The sequence below is a fragment of the Methanobrevibacter arboriphilus genome (assembly GCF_019669925.1).
In the GTDB taxonomy this organism is placed as follows: Archaea; Methanobacteriota; Methanobacteria; order Methanobacteriales; family Methanobacteriaceae; genus Methanobinarius; species Methanobinarius arboriphilus_A.
Window position 1 is genome coordinate 1,039,887 of sequence record NZ_AP019779.1, and the last position, 21,672, is coordinate 1,061,558.

Below are 21,672 nucleotides of genomic sequence, written 5' to 3' on the forward strand. Positions count from 1 at the left end.
TTATTACTATTAGTAAGTATATGTTTAGTAATAAAAAATATCTATAAAAAACTTTTATTAAACTAATTAATAATCATATTAAATTTATAAGACTAAAATTAATAAAAATAAATAAAAATATAATAAAAATATAAGAATAAAAGTTATAAAAATAATAAAAATAATAGAAACAAAAAGACAAATAAATTATAAGATAAGAATTGTAAATATAAAAATAAGTCAAAAATAAAAATAATATATAATCAATATTAAAAGAATTAAAAAAGGAAATATGTTCTTAAAAAGAATATATAATCCAAATATATTATATAAAAACATTCTAAATGAATTAATCTATTGGCATAGCTATTATTTCATGGATTCTCATATCAAAAACATTGGTCATATTAGCAGGAGTAATAATAGCAGCAGAATCTGCGCCAATAGCTCTTCCACCAATAGCTAATATTTTTTCTTCAACTGGGATAAGACCAGCATCAGCTAACATGATACTTATCTCTCCACAAACTTTTATTCCTTGTGAAAACATTCTAAATGTTTCAGCTATGATTTCAACAGGAGTTACTCCGCCAAATTTATTTGAAATTCCTCTTCCAACACCACTAAAAGCATGAGACCCTGCAAATGTAATTATTCCTTTTTCTTCCAATTTTTTCCTAGTTTTAAAACTTATTTCTAATTTATTCTTCTCTTTAAAACCTGCATGATGAGTTACATTAACAATAGTAATTTTATCATTGATTCCTGCATCTTCAAGAGCTTTAAAAAGTTTAAGTGCAGTTTCACCAGAAACAGAAGCTATAGCAACATATTTAATATCTGAATCTAGCAACCTTTCTTTAACAAGCTGAATTAAATCATCTGTATTCTCATTACCTGGTTTTTCAAAATATCTTATTAATTTATCCATAAAAATCCATTCCAAGCTATTTTATCAAAATTTTTCAAAAAATTTTTAAATAACTAAATAAACTATTAAATAAATTCATTTTTAAATAATTATTGATTATACTATTGATTATAAAATTGCATTACCATAGTGATTATTATGTTAACTATAATATTGATTATATTAATTTATATTTAATAATATATTTAAATTAATAACCTATTTAATAATATAAATTTTAAATTAATATAATTTTAAATTAATATAATATATGAAACTAGATGATTCCAAAAAAAATAAAAATTATAAAGAACAAAAATAGGATATTATAAATTTGTAAAAAGTGATTATATGAAATGTTTTGAATTTTTACTTCCATCAAGAGAAAAAAAACCTAGAAAAAAAGGATTTACAATGGTCTTAGATAAAGGACTTGGTTTAAAAACTGCAAAAAGTTTAATGGAGATATCCGGAGAATACATTGATTTTTTAAAATTTGGATGGGGAACAATAATTGTTCATGATAAGGAAATAATTAAAAGAAAAATAGAAATGTATAAATCATTTGAAATAACTCCTTACACTGGAGGAACACTTTTTGAAATAGCTTATATAAACAATAAAGTTCCTGAATTTTTTAAAGAAGCGAGAAAATTAGGTTTTGAAGCTATCGAAATATCTGATGGATCAACTGATATGACAGAAAGTGAAAAGCTTAATTTCATATCAGAAGCCAAAGAAAAAGGTTTTTATGTTTTATCTGAAGTAGGTAAAAAAGATCCTGAAGCAGATGCATCCATTACTATGGAAAAAAGAATAGAATTAGTAAATGCAGAATTGAAAGCAGGATCAGATATGGTAATCATAGAAGCACGAGAAGGTGGAAAAAACATTGGAATATATGATGAAAAAGGAAACGCGAAAGAAGAAGAAGTTGACTATCTTCTAAAACATATTCCTGGAGAAAAAATTATATGGGAAGCTCCAAATAAAGATCAACAAGTTTACTTCATACTTAAGCTTGGCAAAGAAACAAATCTTGGAAATATCTCAACAGATGATATAACTTCTCTTGAAACTATTAGAAGAGGGCTTAGAGGAGATACAATAAATAAAATAAAATAAATCTATATAAAATTATAAGAAATATAAAAAAATGATATAGGATAATATAAAATGATATAAAATGCAAACTAATATAAATAATTAATGGAATTTAATATTAGAAGAATTTAATCCTTAAAAAATGTAAAAAAGCATGATTACATGAAAAAAAAGACTATAAAACCAAATTACATACAAGGAAAAACAAAAAAAGGAATAAACTATAAATATGTCGAAGATGATGACTTTATCATTATCCCCATTGAAACAAGTTATATAAATGCAAATGAAAACTTAAATAAGATCATTGATCCTGTAATTAAACTAATAGAGAATGATGATTATTTAATAATAGCTGAAACTCCTGTTGCTATATCACAAGGAAGATTAGTTGATGAAATGAAATATGAACCAGGAATATCAGCTAAATTCTTAGCTATCATTTGGAGCAAATATATTTGGGGATATTTACTTGGACCAATTTTTGGAATAAAAGATAGAACGATTAAAAACTTGAGAAGATTACCTCCAGAATCAAAAAGGCATAAAGAAGTGGTTTTACAGTTATATGGATGGAAACACGCTTTAAAACCTGCATCAGAAGCAGGAATAGATTTAAGTAATGCTCCTGGAACTTTTGTATCATTACTGCCGGAAAATCCTGAAAAGGTAGCTAAAGACATAGCAAAAAAAATAGAAGAAAAAACAACTAAAACAGCACATGTCTTAATAATAGATACTGATGCTACCTATAAAAGAGGTAAAAAATATTTTACAGGGCTTCCAATAGCTATAAATGGAATTAATTCCAATAAAGGTGTTTTTGGATATGTTTTAGGACAATTATCTGAAAATGTTGGCTCTACCCCTCTTGGAAGTTCAAAAAATATCACTGTCAAAGAAGGAATAAAAATGGCCAATATAGCTGAAAACTATCAAAAAACTCTTTCAACAAATATGGAAACTATACATAGTGTTAAAAATATTTTAGGCAGCAATATAGATGGTACTACTGTTGAATCCCTTGATTCTATTGTTCATACCCCAGCAGTTATAGTAAGAGAAAAGAATAAATATAACTTATAACATAATATATAATGCTATTAAGATAATAGTTTATGCACAGTATAACAATTAATACAAGTATTATATAATTAATAGTATTAAAATAGTTTGATAAGATAGAGTAATAATTTATAAAATATATGTTCTTTATATAATAAAATAGATACATACTGTTTCTAGGTATAAGAATGTTATTTACGTGTTTTTACTCATAAAAAATATCATATTTTTATAAATAATAAGAATGAAGAATTTTAATTATTATAGAATCAGTTTTAAAACACAATAATATATTTTTTAACAATACTTTAAAGACAATATTTTTAGAAAAATATTACGATAATTAATTTTATATTGTATGCACTACATATATGTTACTGGTATTAATAAATATCTAATTATTTTTTAAGGTGTTTAATCTCCTTTGAACGCCATATAGTGCTGATGCATTTTATCAAATAATTTTATAAGCTTTATTTACTATGATAAAGTAATATATACAATTGTTTTTGTGGAGAGGGTTGAGTAAATGTTAAATGATCCATTGGTCCAAGAATTATTAAATGAAGTTGTACAGGATGAAGAAAATATATCCATTGTTGAATGTTTAATAGATGGAACTAATACTGATGAAGAAATAGCTGAAAAAACTGAAATTAAATTAAATATCGTGCGAAAAGTTCTATATAAGTTATATGATTCAGGATTAGCTAGTTACAAAAGAAGTAAAGATCCTGAAACACAATGGTATACATATTCATGGAAATTTGATTCCAATGGAGTAAATACGCAAATTCAAGAAAAATCAGCTGATGAAATAAATAATTTAAGAGAAATCCTAGAGATTGAAGAGAACAATATGTTTTTTGTCTGTCCAGAAGGACATTCAAGATTTGCATTTGATCAAGCTTCAGAAATGGGATTCATATGCCCAGAATGTGGAAATGATATCAGTTTCCAAGAAAATGATGGGATAATTAGTAGAATAAAAGAAGAAATTGCAAATTATGAAAAAGCATACTCCATTGGTATAACAGAAAATGCAAAATAATTAATGAAAAATTGCTAATAAACACAATTAGCGAAATTTTTCTATTTATATTTTAATTGAGTTTATTTTTAAATTATTATTAATTTATATTATTTTTTATATTATTCATATATAATTTATCGTTATTATTTTTAATATTAAAAGCAATACTAAACATATTGAATTTTTCTTTTAATATTAAAAGTATTTTATTATATTTTATTATTATCAATAGTGGAGTGTTGTTATGGTAATAAAACTTTTAAAAGAGGAAGGATGTCCAGATTGGGTTATTGAACATTCTTTAGCAGTCTGTAATAAAGCTAAAGAGATATCCAAAAATTTTGACGTTAGCCAAGAGTTAATAGAAGAAGCAGCTTTACTTCATGATATTGGTAGATCCAAAACAAATGATATTGATCATGCAATCATTGGGGCCAACTTAGCTATTGAAAAAGGATTTTCTAATGAAGTAGCTTCTATAATTGAAAAACATGTTGGTTCAGGAATATCAAAAAAAGAAGCTATTGAATTGGGTCTTCCAGAAAAAGATTATATTCCTAGTACTGTTGAAGAAAAGATAATTTCACATGCAGATAATCTTATCCATGGTATTGAAGAAGTAGATATTGAGTTTATAGTTAATAAATGGAAAAATTATCAAATAAATAATTTAGAAGAATCAATCGATAGATTAAAAAAAGTTCATGAAGAACTAATAACTCGTTTTGAAAAATAATAATACTAATAATAATTATAATAATATTAATAATATTACAAAATAATATAAATTAATAATAATTTAAAAATAAACTCAATTAAAGTATAGACATAAAAATAATACCAATTATCAATACAATATAAAAATAATTAAATTAATAATAACTTAAAAACAAATATTAATAAATTGAAACCCTTATTACACCATTAATTTTTAAAAATTTTTTTATAATTTCTCCAGATACATTTTCTTCAGTAATGATTGTTAATCTTGGAATTTCTTCTAGTTGGGTATCCGAAGCATAAGCTTGTCTTATACTTATACCTTCTTCTGATATTATCTTGCTAGCATTAGCAAGTATTCCTATATTTTCCTCACCAACTTCTATTTCTATGACCCCTAGTCCAAGATTTTTAGCTATGTTCTTAAGTAGTGTTCCAGCAGGAAGAATATTTTCAAAAATATTTGAAAGTTTTTCATCATTTAAAATAAAATCGACAGTTAATTTTATAGCTTTTCTATCTACATTTGCCACTTTAGCTAAAGCTACGTCGCTTATCTTAAGATCTCCACAATAGATCTTATGATCTTTACCTACTCTAAGACCTAATTCTATCATCTTACTTGCAACATTCATACGTGCAGGATACTTCTCAAATTTATACTTCAATGATTCCCACATTTTATAAACCACAGATTAGTTAAATTAAAAATATTTATTTTTAAGTTGTTATATTTAGATATACCTTGCTTTTAATTACATTTTCAATTATATAATATGTTTCAAATATTATAATAATATTTGGAAAAACATCTTAATATATTATGATGATTAATCATTGGATACTATAATAATTCATTAAATAATATAATTATTTAAAATAATCATATTTAAAAGCACATTAATTAGTAAGAATATAACAACTTAAAAATAAATATTTTTAATTAAAAAACTATGAAATTAGAAAATTATAGGATTATAATTCTAATAGAAACACCTCTTTCAAAAACTAAAATATAATTTAGAGAAAAATAAAATTTAAAATAATTTAAAATAAAATTTAGAGATTATATACTAAATTTAAAGAGTATATACTAAATAAAAAAATAGATATCTATTATAAAATAAATATAAAATTTAGTGAAGATTAAAAATAAAGATAAAAATTTTAATAGTTAAAAATAAAAAATAGGCCAGCTGGGATTCGAACCCAGGACCTCACGGTTATCAGCCGTGCGCTCTAACCAAGCTGAGCCACTGGCCTATATTTCTTATATCAATATACTCTAATTATACATAAACCTATATAATCATAATAAATTATGTAATAAAATTAGAGCTAGACACAACATTTAGATTTCATCATATATAATATTTTCGATTTCAATTTAGAAAAATGTTAAAAATATTATAAGTAATTAGAAATATTATAATTATTAAATTTTTAAAATACTAACTATTATATAAAATACTAAATATTATATCTAATTTATTAATCTAAATATATTATGAAAAGTCTAAAAACTGATATTATAAAAATAATATTATAAAAAATACCTAATAAAAAATAAATTTAAACCTAAAAAAGTAAAATTGCATAAAAATAAAGTAAACAATCAAACAGATTTAGGAAATAAAAAATTAGCTATCTTTTTTCTTATTTATCATTTCATTAATGGAATCAGCCATAGCATGGCCTTCGACAATAATTTCAGTATCATCAATTCCATCAACAGATAAAGCTTGAGCTTTTGCATCTGCAGCCATACGAGCTACACTCATGCATCCAGGATTAGTAGGTTTTATTGTAATTTTAGCAGTTGAACCATCAATATCAATGTTTTGTACAATGCCCATTTCTACAATACTTACTCCCATATGTGGATCATTTACTTTAGAAACAGCCTCTCTTACTTTATTTGTTAAATCTTCTGACATATTATTCCTCACTCTTATATATTTAAGTATTATACTCACTAATGAGTTTATAATAATCCATTTTAATTTAATTGAATTAATTATAATAATTTTAGTTATTTTTATATTTAAGTTATTTTTGTTTTTAAATTTTATACAAAAATAATCATATCAACTTTTTGTTTTAGTTATATTTATAGATAGCTATTTTATTCTAATATAAAACTAAATTTAATAAAATATAAAATCCATTAAAATAATATAAAAAAGGAAAAATAATCATATAAATCCCAATAATACATAAATATTGATTTATATCTAAAACAAAAAATGGAAGATATTAAAAGAATAAAATAACACGATCAACTGTTAAATTAAAATAATTTGAAATAAATATAAAATAACTAATAAAAAATAAATAATAAAAATAAATTATAAAATAATAAGTAAAAAGGTAATTGAAAAAGTAACCGAAAAAAATAATAACAAATACCAAAATTATTAATAAAAATTATTAGTAATAAATAAAATTATTTTTTTCTATCTTTAACTTTAACAGCAACACCATTACCAGATTTTTCCATTTCTTTACCAGTTAAAACAGCCTTTCCAACACCAACAACTTCATCATCCCTAACAATTACAACTTCATCATTAGGAATAATATTATTATCTGCTTTTTCAATGCCTGGAGAAAATAAAGTGTTTGTTTTTAATTCAAAGTCGATTTCTATAATATTAATACCTAAATCATACAATAGTTCTCCTCCAGGAAGTCTTAAAGAATAAAATCCAGTGTCCTTATTTAGAAGAGCTATTTGTTTACTTTCAGTGAAAATTCTCCTATGGTACATCCCCTTAGCTATAGTATTATCAGAAATAAAATTTTTCCCATCAACTCCAAATTGATAAATAGCTATTGAACGAAGCTCATTAATAAGCCTATCACGACCTTTAACTTTTTTATAATTTTTTAATTCAGTTCTTAAATTGTAAATCGAATCATTGGAAGTTGGTCTACCTTCTTTTGCAGTATAAATAACATCATCTAAATATTCAATACATACTTCTTCATAACCTCCAGAAACATTAGCAATTACATTTTTATCCTTAACATAATCTTTAAGAAGCTCACCAGCTAATTTTTTCTCTTCAAAACTCCAATCTCCAGAAACTGTAACATCATAAGAATTTATAGGGAATGTATTTTCCATCTCACGAGGACAAATACCGAATGGAGATGTTAAAATAACTTCCTGATATCCTTTTGTAGCTCTTCTAAATTTTTGATGAGATTTAGAGTTTGAATAAGGTTTTTTCATACTACAAGGAAGAATGACAACTACCTCACCAATAGGATTCATTAATTCCATTCTTTCTCGCCATCTATAAACTTCTGGGCGATATAAAGATTCTTCACTAGAACATATCACTTTCATAATATTAATTCCATTAGCTTAATATTAAGTTTTTTGGGTAATTTTTGGTTATTTTTAATTAAATTTTTAATTAAATTTTTGATAAAGTTTTTGATAAAGTTTTTGAATAAATTTTTGACTAATTTTTAATTTTTTGAGTTAGTTATAATTAGAATTAAAAAATACTATATTTTGAAAAATATATTTTAAATCAATCATAAGTATTAGGATCTGTTTCAATATCAACAATGACCGGTTCATCAACAGCAAATGCAGTTTCTATAGCCATTTTAAGTTCTTGAGAAGTGTTTGCTTTAAGACCAATACCTCCACAGCTCTCTGCAAATTCTGCAAAATCACAATTATGTAAATTAGTATTCCAATTAGGATAATCTTCATTTTCTTGCTCAGCCATTATCATTCCAAGCTCATGATTATTAAAAATAAATACTTTTATAGGTAATTTATATTTAACAGCTGTTAAAAAATCACCCATAACCATTGCAAAACCACCATCTCCAGATATACATATAACCTCTTTTCCAGGGTTAATTATCTGACTAACAAGGGCTGCAGGGAGTCCGAATCCCATGGTAGCTAAATACCCAGACATGACAATTTTTTGAGTATTTTTCATTGGAAAGTTTCTTCCAACTCTCCAACCATTCTCTCCAACATCAATAGCTATTATAGCATCATCAGCAACATAATTAGACAACTCTTTCAATATAAATGGGAATTTAAGAGGAACTTTAGTAGGATCTTCTTCATTTTCCAATATTTCATTCCATTGTTTCTTTAATTTAGCAATTTCATCTAAATATTCTTCTTTATTTGATTTTTTAACTTTTTTTAATATTTTTGGGACAACTTCCCCACTATTACCCATAATATTTAAATCAATAGGATGTTTTTTACCAATTACAAGAGGATCAATATCAATTTGTATGGCTGGTCTATTTGGAAGATTTGTATTATTTGAACATGAACAGCCAATTATTATAAGTAAATCAGAGCTATCAGTAAGTTTTCCAGCTGTTAAAGATCCAATTCCCCCATGGCCTCCAACATGAAGAAAATAATCATCATCAACAATTCCTTTACCTCTAAATGAAGTTACAATTGGTGCAGATATCTTTTGAGAAAGTTCTTTAATGTCTTCCTTATTTTCAAGAGCACCAGCACCTGCAACAATAACTGGACGTTTTGAATTATTTATCATACTAACTGCCTGATCAATTATATTTTCGGTGGCAGTGGCTGATATAGTAGCTATTTTACCTTCAATAGGAATAATATCATCATCACACTTTTCTTTTTGAATATCAACAGAAATTGAAAGATGAGAAACTCCTTTTTCTATTAATGCATGACGAATAGCTAGAGTAGTTAAACGAGTGACCTCATCAGAATGATTTATAGTCTTATTAAAAACAGCAAAGGTTTCAAAAAATTCATGCTGATTGATTTCCTGAAATGCCTTTGTACCAATAAGTTTTCTTTGAACATGCCCAGTAATTACAAGTACAGGAGACTTATCAAGAGTTGCATCATAAAGTCCAGTAGCTAAGTTAGTTGCACCAGGGCCAGCGATTGTAAGACAAGCTGCAATGTTACCAGTTAATTTTCCATAAGCTGAAGCCATCATAGCAGCAGTCTGTTCATGACGAACTTGAAAATATTCAATATCTTTATTTTTACGAACTGACTCAACAACACCAAGAGAAGAAGTTCCAGGAATTCCAAAAACGTATTTAATTCCCCATGCTGCCATCTGTTCAATCATCAAATCTGGAGCCGTTTTAAATGAATCTTCATCAGTCATATCATTTTCAACAATTTTATTATTTTTATCAAAATCCACGTTCTTGTTTTTAATATCCTTTTCTTTTATTTCAATAAACATATCTTTACTAGCATTGCAAACAGGACATTTCCAAGATTGAGGAAGTTTTTCAAATGCTATATTTTCTTTTAATTCATCGAAAAAATAGTTACATACTTTACATCGATACTTAAACATCTTATCCCTTCTTTAAAAAGTATTTTCCCATCTATTAACCTATAACTTTATAATAATATGTATTTTATTTTATTTAAATTCTTTTAAAATACAATTATTAAATAAGAAATATAAAATACTGTAAAAATAATAAAAATTATTATAAAAATAATGAAAATAATGTAAAAAAATTATAAAAATAGTGAAAATAATAAAAATAAGATAAAAAATATAGGATATAAAATATATAATATTTAAATCAAAAATCTAAAAACAAAATAAAGTTAAAAATAAAGCAAAATAATTTAAAATAAAAAATTAAAATAATGAACTAAAATAAAATAATGAAAAATAAAATATATAAAAATAAAAAAGAAGATAAGATATTCTATTTATCTGTTAAGGCTTGAAGTTCCTTATCTTCTTCATCAAGAATTTCTAAAAGTTCATCCCACGCTTCTAAAGATTCTTTAGCTGCTTGATCATCCAAAACTTCAATAGCATAACCTGCATGAACAAGAACATATTTTCCTTCTTCAATTTCATCAACAAGATCCAACTTTACTTGTTGTTTAACTCCACCAAAATCAACAAATCCTATTTTTTCTTCTTGATTAATCTCAACAATTTGTGCTGGTGCTGCAATACACATAGTATCCCTCTCTTTTAATGATTAAATAATAACATGCAAAAACTTAAAAATAAATATTCATAAATTAAAGTAACTTAATAAAAAATACTTAGTAGATAATACTTAGTCTTAGTAAATAATACTTAGTAACATATTACAAGTATAGTATTAGAAATAAGAATTATAAATATTTTAATAAAAATTTGAATTTCAAGTTATATAAAATTATGTAATTTACTATAAATAAATTATTATTAATAAAATATAAAAAAATAATTATATAAAAAAGACTTATATTATTAAAATTATATTTATTTATAAAAAAATTAGTTACAAAAACTCATAAATAGCATATAAATTACTTTATATAATTCTTTATAAAAAATATAGGATATAAAATATATAATATTTAAATCAAAGGTATAAAAACAAAATAAAGTTAAAAATAATTTAAAATAATTTAAAATAAAAAAAATTAGAATAATAAACTAAAATAAAAAACTAAAATAATAAAATAAAATAATAAAATAAAGTAATAAACTAAAAATAATAAACCAAAAAACAATATAAGAGCTGAATATAATGAAAAATATTATAATCGGAGCGGGACCTGCAGGAAGACTAGCAGGATTAGAATTAGGAAGATTAGGTGAAGAAGTTATTCTTATTGAAAAGGAAAAATTAGGAGGAACATGTTTAAATGAAGGATGCATGGTTGTTTGTGCATTAACAGATATAGCTAGATTTTTAAACGATGCATCCCATTATAAAAGTTTAAATTTAATGAAAGGAGATATTGAGTTCTCATATGAAGAAATTGTAAAAAAAATTAAGAAAACTCAAGAGATAATCCATAAAATTGATCATGCTGAAAACACTTCAAACAATAACAAAATCATATATGGAGAAGCTAAAATTAATGATAATGAAGTTAAAGTAAATGGAGAGAGTTTTAATTATAAAAATTTACTAATTGCAACTGGTGCAAATCCTCATACTCCTAATATTAAAGGGGTTGAATATAGTATTAATAATAAGGATATACTTAAACTCAAAAAAGTTCCTGAAAAATTAAATATTATAGGTGGAAGCATAATAGCTGCTGAAATTTCAAATATTTATTCTTCATTGGGAAGTGAAGTTAATGTAATAGCTCGATCTGAATTTTTAAAAGAATTAGATCCAGAAATAAAAGAATATATAGTTAAAAAATTACTTAAAAATGTTAAAATTCATGAAAAAACAGAACCTCTAGAAATTCAAAAAAATAAAACTATTGTAAAAAATAAAGATGAAAAAGTAATAGAAATGGAAGGTTTGACATTTTCAGCTACTGGAAGATCCCCAAATTCAAAAATATTGGAAAATATTCTAGAACCAAATCAATTTGACAAAAAAGGAGCGATAAAAGTTAATGAAATGATGCAAACCAATGTAAAAAATATTTATGCAGCAGGGGATGTTATCGGAGGACTTAATTTAACACCAGTAGCTAGAATGCAGGGAATTTTAGCAGCCAGAAATATGGCTGGTTATTTTAACAAAATAGAATATAAATGTATTCCCCAATCTATACGTTTAGAAATGGATGTTAGTTTTGTAAAAAACATAGAACATAAAAACAGTGCAATCAACACAAAAAATAATACTGATAATATTGATAATATTAATTATAATAATACTAACAATATTAATAACGATAAAAATGATATTAATAATAGTACGGATAATGTTAATGTTAATAACAATGAAAAACTCAATGAGGTTTCAGTTCCAGGTTCAGCGGGCCCTAGAGCATTTTGGAAAGTTTTAACAAACGAAACTGGAATGACAAAAGCTTCTTTTAATTCAAAAGAATTATTAGAATCAATTACTGCAATTTCTCCCTCATCTGTAAATGATATAGCATATTTATCCTATTTAATGAGAATAAATGAAAACATAGAAAATTTTGATGAATTTATTGAAATACATCCTTCGACTGATGTATTTTTCCAAATCATGAAATATATGTAAATATTTTTCAAATTATGGAATATTATATAAATTATAAAAGATTTTAGAATAAAAGAGATGTTATAATGATAAAAAAATTTGAAGATGTTACAGATTTTCATGGACATATATGTCCGGGGTCAGCTATTGGATATAAAGCTGCAAAAATAGCTGCTGAAAAGTTGAATATTGGTTTATCCAAAGATGAAGAAATATTAGCTATTGTCGAAAATGATAGTTGTGCTGTAGACTCAATTCAAGTAGTTTTAAGTTGTACCTTTGGTAAGGGAAATTTAATATTTAAAGATTATGGTAAAGGAGTTTACACTATAATTGATAGAAAAACAAATAAATCTATTAGATTATCAATGAAAAAATCATTTAATCCAATGAAACTAAATCCCAAATTTACAGAATTAAAAGAAAAGGAAAGAAATCAAAATATAACAAATGAAGAAAAGAATTTACTCCAAAAATTGACATCTGAAATATGTGATTATATAATAAATATGCCTGATGAAGATATATTTTCTATAGAGGAAGTTGAGATAGATATTCCTGAAAAAGCTAATATTTATGAAACATTAGCCTGTGATGAATGTGGAGAGATGACTAGTAGACATAGAATAAAAGATTATGATAAAAAAAATTTATGTATCCCTTGTTATAAAAATTTAAAAAGATAGGAAAAATTAAGAAATTATTAAAAAATTATTTTAAAGGATTATTTAAAAGTTTATTTATAAAAATTATTTATAATCACTCTTATTCAATTTATTTTATTCATTATCAGTTCTTTTATTATTTTTTTTTTGTTAGTTCTTTTTTAATTCATTTATTATTATTTATTAGCTTCATTAATAACTATTTCGGCTATTTTTTCACCAGATGAAAGTACTTCCTTACTATATTTTTTTGATTTAGACTTAATTTCATCTAAATCAAGCAAGGCTTCTTCGATTTTATTATTTAAATTATCAACATCAGCTTCAATTACAGCTCCAGGGAAAATCCCTGCCATATTATGGTATCTTCCATATTTAACCCTTGTTAAAGCTATTGCAGGAAGTTCACAAGCCATAGCTTCTTGAATCATGACACCATCATCTGTTAAAACAGCCAAATCAATTAACTCATAAAGATCTCTTATCCAATTAATATAACCTAAATTAATAACCTTTTTATTGTTGATTAAATCTAAATAATCTTCTTTTAAAGGAATTCCAACTAATAATAAATTATATCTTTCAGATAAATCAGATAATTCTAAATTACTTGCATTAGCTACTGCTTTAGCCATCATTTCAAATAAAGAAGATCCAGAAGAAAATAGTATACTAGGCTTATTTTCATCAAAAAGATCTTCTAATTTCAGATTTTTTCCTTCAATAGATTTTCTTATAGATTTTTTTATTTCATCTAATGCTTTATCCTTATCTCCCTTTGTTAAACCAGGGGTTAATGGAAAAAATGATTTAAATACATTTTCAGGAATATTATTTGACCTAAATAATTGGGCTTCAGGAAGAACTATACAAGTATTTAATTTTGTACAAACTTTCGTATCAGTTGGAGTATCAATAATACCAACTGCAGGAATATTAGCTAATTTAGCTGCTATACATCCCACAACAGCTCCTCCACCAATAATACCTACCACTACATCGACTTTAAGTTTTTTTATTAAATTTCTTGTTTCAAAAGCTGCTTTTATTGTTCTAAAACCCGCCTTAGTTGTAGCCATCTTTGTAGCAGCATGACCTCCAGCCTGTGGAACACTAACTTTATGCCAAGTATAACCATTATTTTTAAAAAGTAAACCTGGAGCATTTTTATCAAGTGCAAGTTCACATTGAATACCTTTTTTTTCTAAAGAACGAGCGATATTTAATGCATTAACTGCATCCCCTCCCATTCCTCTACCAGTTATAACCAATAAAGCTTTCATAGTATCATTCACTCAAAATATTAAAAACTAAAAAATTAAACTATTAAATCATTAAACTAACATAAATTTAATTAGGCAGTATATTCCAATTAATTTTCTTTTTATTAAATAAGAAGTATTTATTATCTAATCCAATTTACAACATTTTCATTTCTATTTGGATTTCCTTGTTTTTCTGCATTTTTATATCCTAAAGTAACACCATACAATGGAACATATCCATTAGGAATTTTAAGTTTAGTTGAACTTTCTGGGTCTTGGAAATATGCTTTAATTAAACCTATCCAGCAAGATCCAATATCTAATCCTTCAGCTGCAAGAAGAATATTTTCAATAGCTGCACTACAATCTGCCTTAATATCACTAGCAGATTCGTTTCCTGAGATTATGATAACTGTGGGAGCATTATGAAGTATATTTTTTCCGCTATTAGCTATTGATTCTAAAAACTTGTCACCAGACGAAGCCATATTCTTAATCCCAATATCATTCATCTCTTTAAGGAGTTTCTGATCTTGAATAACTGTAAAATGCCAAGGTTCTTCACCTCTTGCAGTAGGAGCCATAAGTCCTGCATTAATTATTTTTTCAATTTCTTCATCTTTTAATTGCTCTTTTTTATAAGATCTTACACTTCTACGACCATTAATTACATCAAAAACATCCTTCATGAAATTCACCTTCATATGAATAATAAATATAAATATTTAGTTAATAGCTAACGATAGGTTATTATAAAATAATTTTTCTTAATTTTTATATGATTTTTTACTATATATGGAAATATATTGTATAGAACCTTTTAAAATCATTTTATTTTAAAATCATTTTTATATATGATGTTTATAAATAAAAACTAATAAATTTATTGATACAATATAGAATATTGATAAAAATATTAAAAATATGTTTTTAAGGTTATTTTCTTTCTAAATCACTAGGAGAATAGTATTTATTATAGCTATCAAGAGTTTTATGGGCAGATGGATTGTAAAAAAGTCTTCTAAATCCTAGCATTATGAAAAAAGGATTTTTGATGTTATATTGTTTTTTACCTAAAATTAACCTTCTTAAAGAATCTCCCAATCCTCCTCCAGTTAAAACATCCATAAAATAATCTCCAAAAGTTGGATTTTTAATATTCAACTTTCTTGCAAAGAATTTCTTTAGATTATTTTTCCTGATTAATGCAATTAAGATTGTAGTAGCAATAAATAATATAAGAGTCCATATAAAGCCTCCTAACATATAAAAACATATTCCAAGAGCTACAGCAAAAGAATGATTTCCAACTTCTCCTAACATTATTTTTCCAGCGAAATCTAATGGTGAGTAACCAATACATACAACAAGTAATAGTAATGGAGCATAAAAAGCATAATATCCTGGTATTGAAACTATTGAACCAATATCTAATAGCACCATGGCTAAAATTGTAAATATGCTCATTATAATTACAACAATAGAAGTAGAACCTGGTTGCATATCTGAAATATTAATTGGTTGAACCATCAATGCGATTAAAATAGATGAAAATCCTACAAGAGGAAAACCAACAATCATAACAGCCAACATCCCAATGCCTCGAGATAATTGTCCCCATTCTATGTTAAAATTTCCTATTTTCCTTCTTCCGATTAAATCATCTAGAAAAGCGAATATACCTATTATAAGAATTAAATTATTGAATCCAGAAGGAAAATAAAAGCTAAGTATTATAAATGGTACTATTCCTAAAGCACGAGGAGTTCCTCCGCGAACATTATTCACATAAAGATTTCCCAAATAACCTCTCTTACCTACAAATCTAAAAACAATTGTTAAAACAAAAGTTAAGATTAAAGACAGTAAAAATGGTATTAAAATATATTGATAATTCATTTTATTAATCCTTATAATTTTTATACATGAAAAAGCCTAATTTTATAAGAAAAAAATAATATTATCCAACTTTTTATTAATTTCTCAATAAATTATAGATTTATAGGCTTATCAATCCAAATAGATATACCATCGAAATAAGTATAATAGTTATAACTTATAATCCAGATTTAAATAAGATTTTACTAATATATAACTTTTTTTAATTAATAATTAATATATTGAATTTATTAAATTTAATAAATCAAATATTAAGACTAATATTAATAATATATTAAAAATTAATAATAAGTCTAAGAATGAAAAAATAGGAAAATAATAAAAAATAAGAATAAAACTAATAATAAAACTAATAATAGAAAAATGATTCAAGAATAAGAATAAAAAATAAGAATAAAAATAATATGAGATAGAATAATAAATATAGCAAAAAGAATTAAAAATAAGGTCATTTTATAGGGTATCTTAATAATGCAGCAATTCCACCTAGTGATTCTAGCTGTTTTCCACCGTCATGTTCACTACTTACTACCATAACATTACCTCCCATATTTTCAACTAATTCCATTACTCTTTCTAACTCTTCAATCCTAACAAATTTATCTAGAACTAACAAATCTTTAACAGCTCCAGCATTAACAGCATCAATAGTTTCTCGCTTACCATAAGCAACATTACCTCTAGATTTAGCTATTTCCTCCAATAAACTGTTTATAGCAGCAATTTCTTTAGCAACTCTATTTTCAGAATTTAATTTTTCAACCAAACCTTTTTTCAAGATTTCATGGATTCCTACTCTTCCACCTGAACCAGTATTCTCAACAATCGAAATTTTAGCTAAATCAGGATATTTATTTTCTAAAAAATCATAAAAACTATTTTTTGTAAAACCAGGACCTGAAATAATTATATTTTGAATATTATCAAATTTTAATAAAGAGTCACATATTCTTTTATAAAAATCATCAAGATTTTTACCCCTATTCTTATCAATGACTCTCTTTCCAGAAATGTTTCCTATAATAGGACCATAATATTCAATTCCAAATTGACGAACTAAACCAAAATCAGCTGTGTCATCTTCAATAGAAATTATTATTGCTGAAAGTTTTTTAGATGCTTCAATAGATTGTTTTATCCTATTCAAAATATATTTAGACCAATGATCTTTTTTTATCTTAATTGGATGATTTAGTTTAACTTCTATAGTATGATGAGAACCAAGAGGAACAAAATCCTCTGGCCCCATAACTATAGAACCAGTAGTTCTTAATTTGCCAGTGAATAAGTGAAAACTAACTGATTCTACCTCAATTCCAATGAAAAATGTTTTTTTGATTCCTCTATCACTTCTCAATTTATCTCCAGTAGTATCTTGTATTCTACGAGTTGTTTTAGAAGAAACAATATCTCCAACTTCTATTATATGTGAAATATGCCAAAGATCATCAAGAGTTTCTGGAACTAAGTCAATAACTCCTTTTTTTGTATCTTGGTATGTTATTCTCATTTTAGCCCCTTAATAATTCAATAATATTAAAATATTTAATAAATATTTAAAATAACTAAATAATAGTTAAAATACCTAATAAATAATATTAAAATACTTGATAAATATTAAAATATTTAATAATTTATAATAATTATATTATATGTCTAAATATTAATAAAAATATGTAATGCTAACAGTCTTTAGCTAATAATCTTAGTATTTTTAATAAAAATCTTTAAATTTTAATTATAGTATTTTTAATTTATAATATCATTAGTTTTATTATTACCAATGTTATTATTTGTAATATTACTAATAATATTACTTATTTAAATTAACATTACTTATTTAAATAATATATAATATTATTATATTAAGATTTAAGTATAGTAAAATAATTAATAAAAATTAAAATAACATAAAAACAATAGTTTAATAATCAATAAATTTTAAAGAGATATTAACCTTACAATGAATTCATAAATTATATAAAAATAAATTATAAGAAAATAATTTATATAGAAATAATACTTTATAAAGGAGCTATTATATATGGAATTTGGAGAAACAAGCTCAATAATTATTAGTTTAATTCTTGGAGGAATATTAACATTACTATTCGACAATATATTCGTAATAGCTTTTATAGGATTTATATCAACATATATGGTTAAAAAAGAAAGCAAAAGTTATATTATAGGAGTTATAGCTGCATTAATATTTGCAATATTGAATTTTTTTGGAGGATTAATCTTAGTTCCAAATATCCCATCTTATATAGCTGAAAATATTGGATTTGATTTTCCAAACTTTATAATAGGATTTTTAGTAACATGTATCCTCGCAGGAATATTAGGATTCCTAGGAGGATTTATAGCAGAAAAAGCATATAAAAGAATAAACATTGAAAAATATCAAGAATACTGAAAATCTATTTGTTAATAAAATATGAATATTTATTAATATTAAATAAAATTATGAATATTAGATAAAATGAAAATTGGAATTATTGGAGGAACAAGAGGTCTTGGAAAGACCCTTGCAAGTATATTAAGCAAAGAAGGGTTTGATATAACAATCACAGGACGAGATACTGTTACTGGAAATCAAGTTAGTGAAGATCTAAAAGTTGAATACTCAAATGATAATAAAAAAGTAGCATCTTCATCAGATATTATTATAATATCGGTACCAATATCAACAACGAGCAAAGTGATTAAAGAAATAGCTAAATCAGTTACTCCTGGGTCTTTAGTTGTTGATGTGACTTCTGTTAAAGTTGAACCTAGTAATTTAATGAAAAATCTTTTAAATAATGATGTTGAATTCATACCAACACATCCTGTTTTTGGACCGAGAACAACTAATTTAGAGGGACAAGTAGTTGTTTTAACACCTATATCTCAAAAACAAAAAGAAGAAAAATGGTATCCGAAAGTTTTAAAGTTTTTAAAGGATAGAAAAGTTAGGATAATTGAAGCAAGCCCAGAAGAACACGATAATATGATGGCTGTTGTTCAAGTTTTAACTCATTTTTCATATATTTCAACAGCTTCAGCAATTAAAAAACTTGGAATTAATATAAAAGATACAAGAAAGTTTGCAAGTCCTATTTACAATCTTATGGTTGATATGATATCAAGAATAGTTTCACAAAATCCATTTCTTACTTATTCAATACAATTAGAAAATCAAAATGGGGAAAAAGTAAGGCAAACCTTTGCTGATTCAGTATTAGAGCTGAAAAAAGTCCTTACTAATCATGATAAAGATAACTTTGTAAAAATAGCAATCGAAGCTACAAAAAACTTAGATGACATACAATCTGCACTTGGAAGAAGTGATAAAGCTATTGATTCTCAAAATCATGAGCTAACTATTCTTAAAAATTCAATTGGTAAAGAGATAGCTCTGCAACATATATATTCTGAAGAAGTCCATATAGGTGTTCTAAATCAAGTTAATCCTGATTTTATAATATTAGATACTGGAAAAAATCAGAAAAAACTTAAAATAGCTAATATTAAAATCTTAGATAAGTATGATTTTCTAGATTGGAAAATTAAAACCCAAACTACTAAAACAAACTCTATTAGCTGTATATTTCCAAAAAATTCCAATGCAGAGGTTATAAAAAACACCATAAAGAATTGTGTAGATGACATAATTAGTATAAAAGTTACGGATATTTATACTGGGCATCAAATATCTGAAGGAAATATTAGTTTTACATTTGAGATTGTTGCATTTGATAAATCTACTTTTAAATCTGTTAAAAATGTATTGGAAGGTTTCGGTGGAATTATAAGGTAAAAATAATTATTTACTATGATATTTTTCTTAGTATTATATCAAAAGATATTAATAATTTTTAATTTCTCAATCAATACTTCATTAGCCTTTTTTATTATATTTATCTATTTTAAAACTATTTTTAAATAGAAATATTTATATATAACAATTATTATATTAAATTATAAAATATTAATATTATAATATAATGTATTATTTTTATAAATACTTTTTATAAATACTTTTTAGAAATAAATTAATTTTTAAAGTGGTGAAAGAGAAATGAGTTTTCAAAAAGAAAATAAAAAGCGAATGTTCTTTATGTTATTGTTAGGAATTATGGCTTTTTTAAGTATTAGTATGATTGGAACAAATTATGCTAGTGATATTAAACAAGTAAATAATAACTTTATTATTAAAGGAGATAGTGGCAATTTAAGTAGTGAAAAAACTTATCATGGAATTATTACAATCGATAACAATGGAAAATATCATCTGATTGATAATACTAATGTTATAACAACAGATAATAATTATGATTGTGGATCAGTAGCTGTTGCAAATGTATTAAAAAATAAAGGGAAAAATATTTCTGTTAAAAAATTATCAAATATTGCAAAAACAAACAAAAGTGGAACAAATGCATATAATCTAATTAGAGCTATTAAAAAAAATAATTTTTACTGTGAAGGGCTATACATACCCTACAATAAATTAAAAAAGAACAATATAGCACTTCTTAAAAATAATGGAAGTGGACATTATGTAGTTATAAGAGGAATAAAAAATGGGAAAATTTATATAATCGATTCATCAAGAGGAAAAACATATTTATCTCTAAAAAACTTTAAATCATATTATACAGGAATAAGCTTAGTTATAACAAAAAATAAATATAATAAACAGTTTATAGAAAATAAAAAAGTATTAAAAAATAAACTTTTAAAATTTAATGGTGGGGAATTAGTTTATTTATTCCCCATAGGCATTTTAGGATTTCAATTCACATATTCATTTAAAAATTCTGGAAAGTGGAATGCAATGATGATATTTAAGTTTAAAAAACTATCTCCAAAAACTTTTGTAGGAGGATATATCGATACAACAGTTACCTTCTACAATACAAAAGTAAAGAAAAAGAAACTAGTTTCATCTGCTATTGAACCTATATTAGTTTTAGTTGGTAAACCTACTTTAACACTAAATGTATTAACCCCTTATGCATATGCATACAAATATAATTGGAATATTTTTATCAAGGATATAATATAAGTTATATTAAAAGA

19 protein-coding genes and 1 tRNA gene are annotated in these 21,672 nt (G+C 24.5%); 9 read left to right on the forward strand and 11 right to left on the reverse strand.

Features of this window, described 5'->3' with window-relative positions; all coding sequences use genetic code 11:
• Positions 1 to 328 precede the first annotated feature (328 nt).
• Positions 329 to 910, reverse strand: a complete 582-nt coding sequence (locus MarbSA_RS04595) for a pyruvate kinase alpha/beta domain-containing protein (RefSeq protein WP_042702139.1) — start codon at positions 908 to 910, stop codon at positions 329 to 331.
• A gap of 330 nt (positions 911 to 1,240) precedes the next feature.
• On the opposite strand from MarbSA_RS04595, the gene comA reads away from it, so the two are divergent.
• The 4 genes from comA to MarbSA_RS04615 all read left to right on the forward strand — a co-directional run bounded on the left by comA (position 1,241) and on the right by MarbSA_RS04615 (position 4,827).
• Complete coding sequence (comA, locus tag MarbSA_RS04600; protein WP_054835016.1) at positions 1,241 to 2,014, forward strand: phosphosulfolactate synthase; 774 nt, start codon at positions 1,241 to 1,243, stop codon at positions 2,012 to 2,014.
• A 141-nt stretch (positions 2,015 to 2,155) separates the two neighbouring features.
• On the forward strand, positions 2,156 to 3,079 hold the full coding sequence (locus MarbSA_RS04605; protein ID WP_221061958.1) for a coenzyme F420-0:L-glutamate ligase: 924 nt from the start codon (positions 2,156 to 2,158) through the stop codon (positions 3,077 to 3,079).
• 508 nt (positions 3,080 to 3,587) lie between these two features.
• Positions 3,588 to 4,109, forward strand: a complete 522-nt coding sequence (gene tfe / locus MarbSA_RS04610) for a transcription factor E (RefSeq protein WP_042702147.1) — start codon at positions 3,588 to 3,590, stop codon at positions 4,107 to 4,109.
• A 226-nt stretch (positions 4,110 to 4,335) separates the two neighbouring features.
• Positions 4,336 to 4,827, forward strand: a complete 492-nt coding sequence (locus tag MarbSA_RS04615; RefSeq protein WP_221061959.1) for a TIGR00295 family protein — start codon at positions 4,336 to 4,338, stop codon at positions 4,825 to 4,827.
• A gap of 160 nt (positions 4,828 to 4,987) precedes the next feature.
• On the opposite strand, the gene trpY is transcribed toward MarbSA_RS04615, so the two are convergent.
• From trpY to MarbSA_RS04645, 6 genes are all read right to left on the reverse strand, one after another.
• On the reverse strand, positions 4,988 to 5,503 hold the full coding sequence (gene trpY / locus MarbSA_RS04620) for a TrpY family transcription regulator (protein ID WP_221061960.1): 516 nt from the start codon (positions 5,501 to 5,503) through the stop codon (positions 4,988 to 4,990).
• A 496-nt stretch (positions 5,504 to 5,999) separates the two neighbouring features.
• Positions 6,000 to 6,074: transfer RNA gene (locus MarbSA_RS04625), tRNA-Ile, on the reverse strand.
• A gap of 377 nt (positions 6,075 to 6,451) precedes the next feature.
• A complete protein-coding gene (locus tag MarbSA_RS04630) occupies positions 6,452 to 6,748 on the reverse strand; it encodes an iron-sulfur cluster assembly protein (protein ID WP_042702152.1) in 297 nt (98 codons plus the stop codon).
• A 509-nt stretch (positions 6,749 to 7,257) separates the two neighbouring features.
• A complete protein-coding gene (locus tag MarbSA_RS04635; RefSeq protein ID WP_221061961.1) occupies positions 7,258 to 8,166 on the reverse strand; it encodes a DUF5591 domain-containing protein in 909 nt (302 codons plus the stop codon).
• Between the two features lie 190 nt (positions 8,167 to 8,356).
• Complete coding sequence (locus tag MarbSA_RS04640) at positions 8,357 to 10,168, reverse strand: thiamine pyrophosphate-dependent enzyme (protein WP_221061962.1); 1,812 nt, start codon at positions 10,166 to 10,168, stop codon at positions 8,357 to 8,359.
• A gap of 367 nt (positions 10,169 to 10,535) precedes the next feature.
• Complete coding sequence (locus MarbSA_RS04645; RefSeq protein ID WP_042702158.1) at positions 10,536 to 10,799, reverse strand: HypC/HybG/HupF family hydrogenase formation chaperone; 264 nt, start codon at positions 10,797 to 10,799, stop codon at positions 10,536 to 10,538.
• 561 nt (positions 10,800 to 11,360) lie between these two features.
• Here MarbSA_RS04645 and MarbSA_RS04650 point away from each other — a divergent pair.
• Both MarbSA_RS04650 and MarbSA_RS04655 read left to right on the forward strand, forming a co-directional pair.
• Positions 11,361 to 12,794, forward strand: coding sequence for an FAD-dependent oxidoreductase (locus tag MarbSA_RS04650; RefSeq protein ID WP_221061963.1), 1,434 nt, complete (start codon positions 11,361 to 11,363; stop codon positions 12,792 to 12,794).
• Positions 12,795 to 12,859: 65 nt separating this feature from the next.
• The gene (locus MarbSA_RS04655; RefSeq protein WP_221061964.1) at positions 12,860 to 13,459 is read left to right on the forward strand and encodes an FmdE family protein; all 600 of its coding nucleotides are present in this window, start codon (positions 12,860 to 12,862) and stop codon (positions 13,457 to 13,459) included.
• A gap of 155 nt (positions 13,460 to 13,614) precedes the next feature.
• Here MarbSA_RS04655 and MarbSA_RS04660 read toward each other — a convergent pair whose 3' ends face one another.
• The 4 genes from MarbSA_RS04660 to MarbSA_RS04675 form a co-directional block, all read right to left on the reverse strand.
• Positions 13,615 to 14,721, reverse strand: coding sequence for a glycosyltransferase (locus MarbSA_RS04660; protein ID WP_221061965.1), 1,107 nt, complete (start codon positions 14,719 to 14,721; stop codon positions 13,615 to 13,617).
• Positions 14,722 to 14,843: 122 nt separating this feature from the next.
• The gene (locus MarbSA_RS04665; protein ID WP_042702169.1) at positions 14,844 to 15,392 is read right to left on the reverse strand and encodes a nitroreductase family protein; all 549 of its coding nucleotides are present in this window, start codon (positions 15,390 to 15,392) and stop codon (positions 14,844 to 14,846) included.
• 247 nt (positions 15,393 to 15,639) lie between these two features.
• The gene (locus tag MarbSA_RS04670) at positions 15,640 to 16,602 is read right to left on the reverse strand and encodes a hypothetical protein (RefSeq protein ID WP_042702171.1); all 963 of its coding nucleotides are present in this window, start codon (positions 16,600 to 16,602) and stop codon (positions 15,640 to 15,642) included.
• A 448-nt stretch (positions 16,603 to 17,050) separates the two neighbouring features.
• Positions 17,051 to 18,112 carry an mRNA surveillance protein pelota gene (locus MarbSA_RS04675; RefSeq protein ID WP_221061966.1) on the reverse strand — a complete coding sequence of 354 codons (1,062 nt, stop codon included), beginning with the start codon at positions 18,110 to 18,112 and terminating at the stop codon, positions 17,051 to 17,053.
• Between the two features lie 534 nt (positions 18,113 to 18,646).
• On the opposite strand from MarbSA_RS04675, the gene MarbSA_RS04680 reads away from it, so the two are divergent.
• The 3 genes from MarbSA_RS04680 (at position 18,647) to MarbSA_RS04690 (ending at position 21,658) form a co-directional block, all read left to right on the forward strand.
• Positions 18,647 to 19,021 (forward strand): hypothetical protein, encoded by a 375-nt coding sequence (locus MarbSA_RS04680; protein WP_042702176.1) that lies wholly within the window; start codon positions 18,647 to 18,649, stop codon positions 19,019 to 19,021.
• Between the two features lie 66 nt (positions 19,022 to 19,087).
• Positions 19,088 to 20,407, forward strand: coding sequence for a prephenate dehydrogenase (locus MarbSA_RS04685; RefSeq protein ID WP_221061967.1), 1,320 nt, complete (start codon positions 19,088 to 19,090; stop codon positions 20,405 to 20,407).
• Positions 20,408 to 20,668: 261 nt separating this feature from the next.
• Complete coding sequence (locus tag MarbSA_RS04690; protein WP_221061968.1) at positions 20,669 to 21,658, forward strand: cysteine peptidase family C39 domain-containing protein; 990 nt, start codon at positions 20,669 to 20,671, stop codon at positions 21,656 to 21,658.
• Positions 21,659 to 21,672 lie beyond the last annotated feature (14 nt).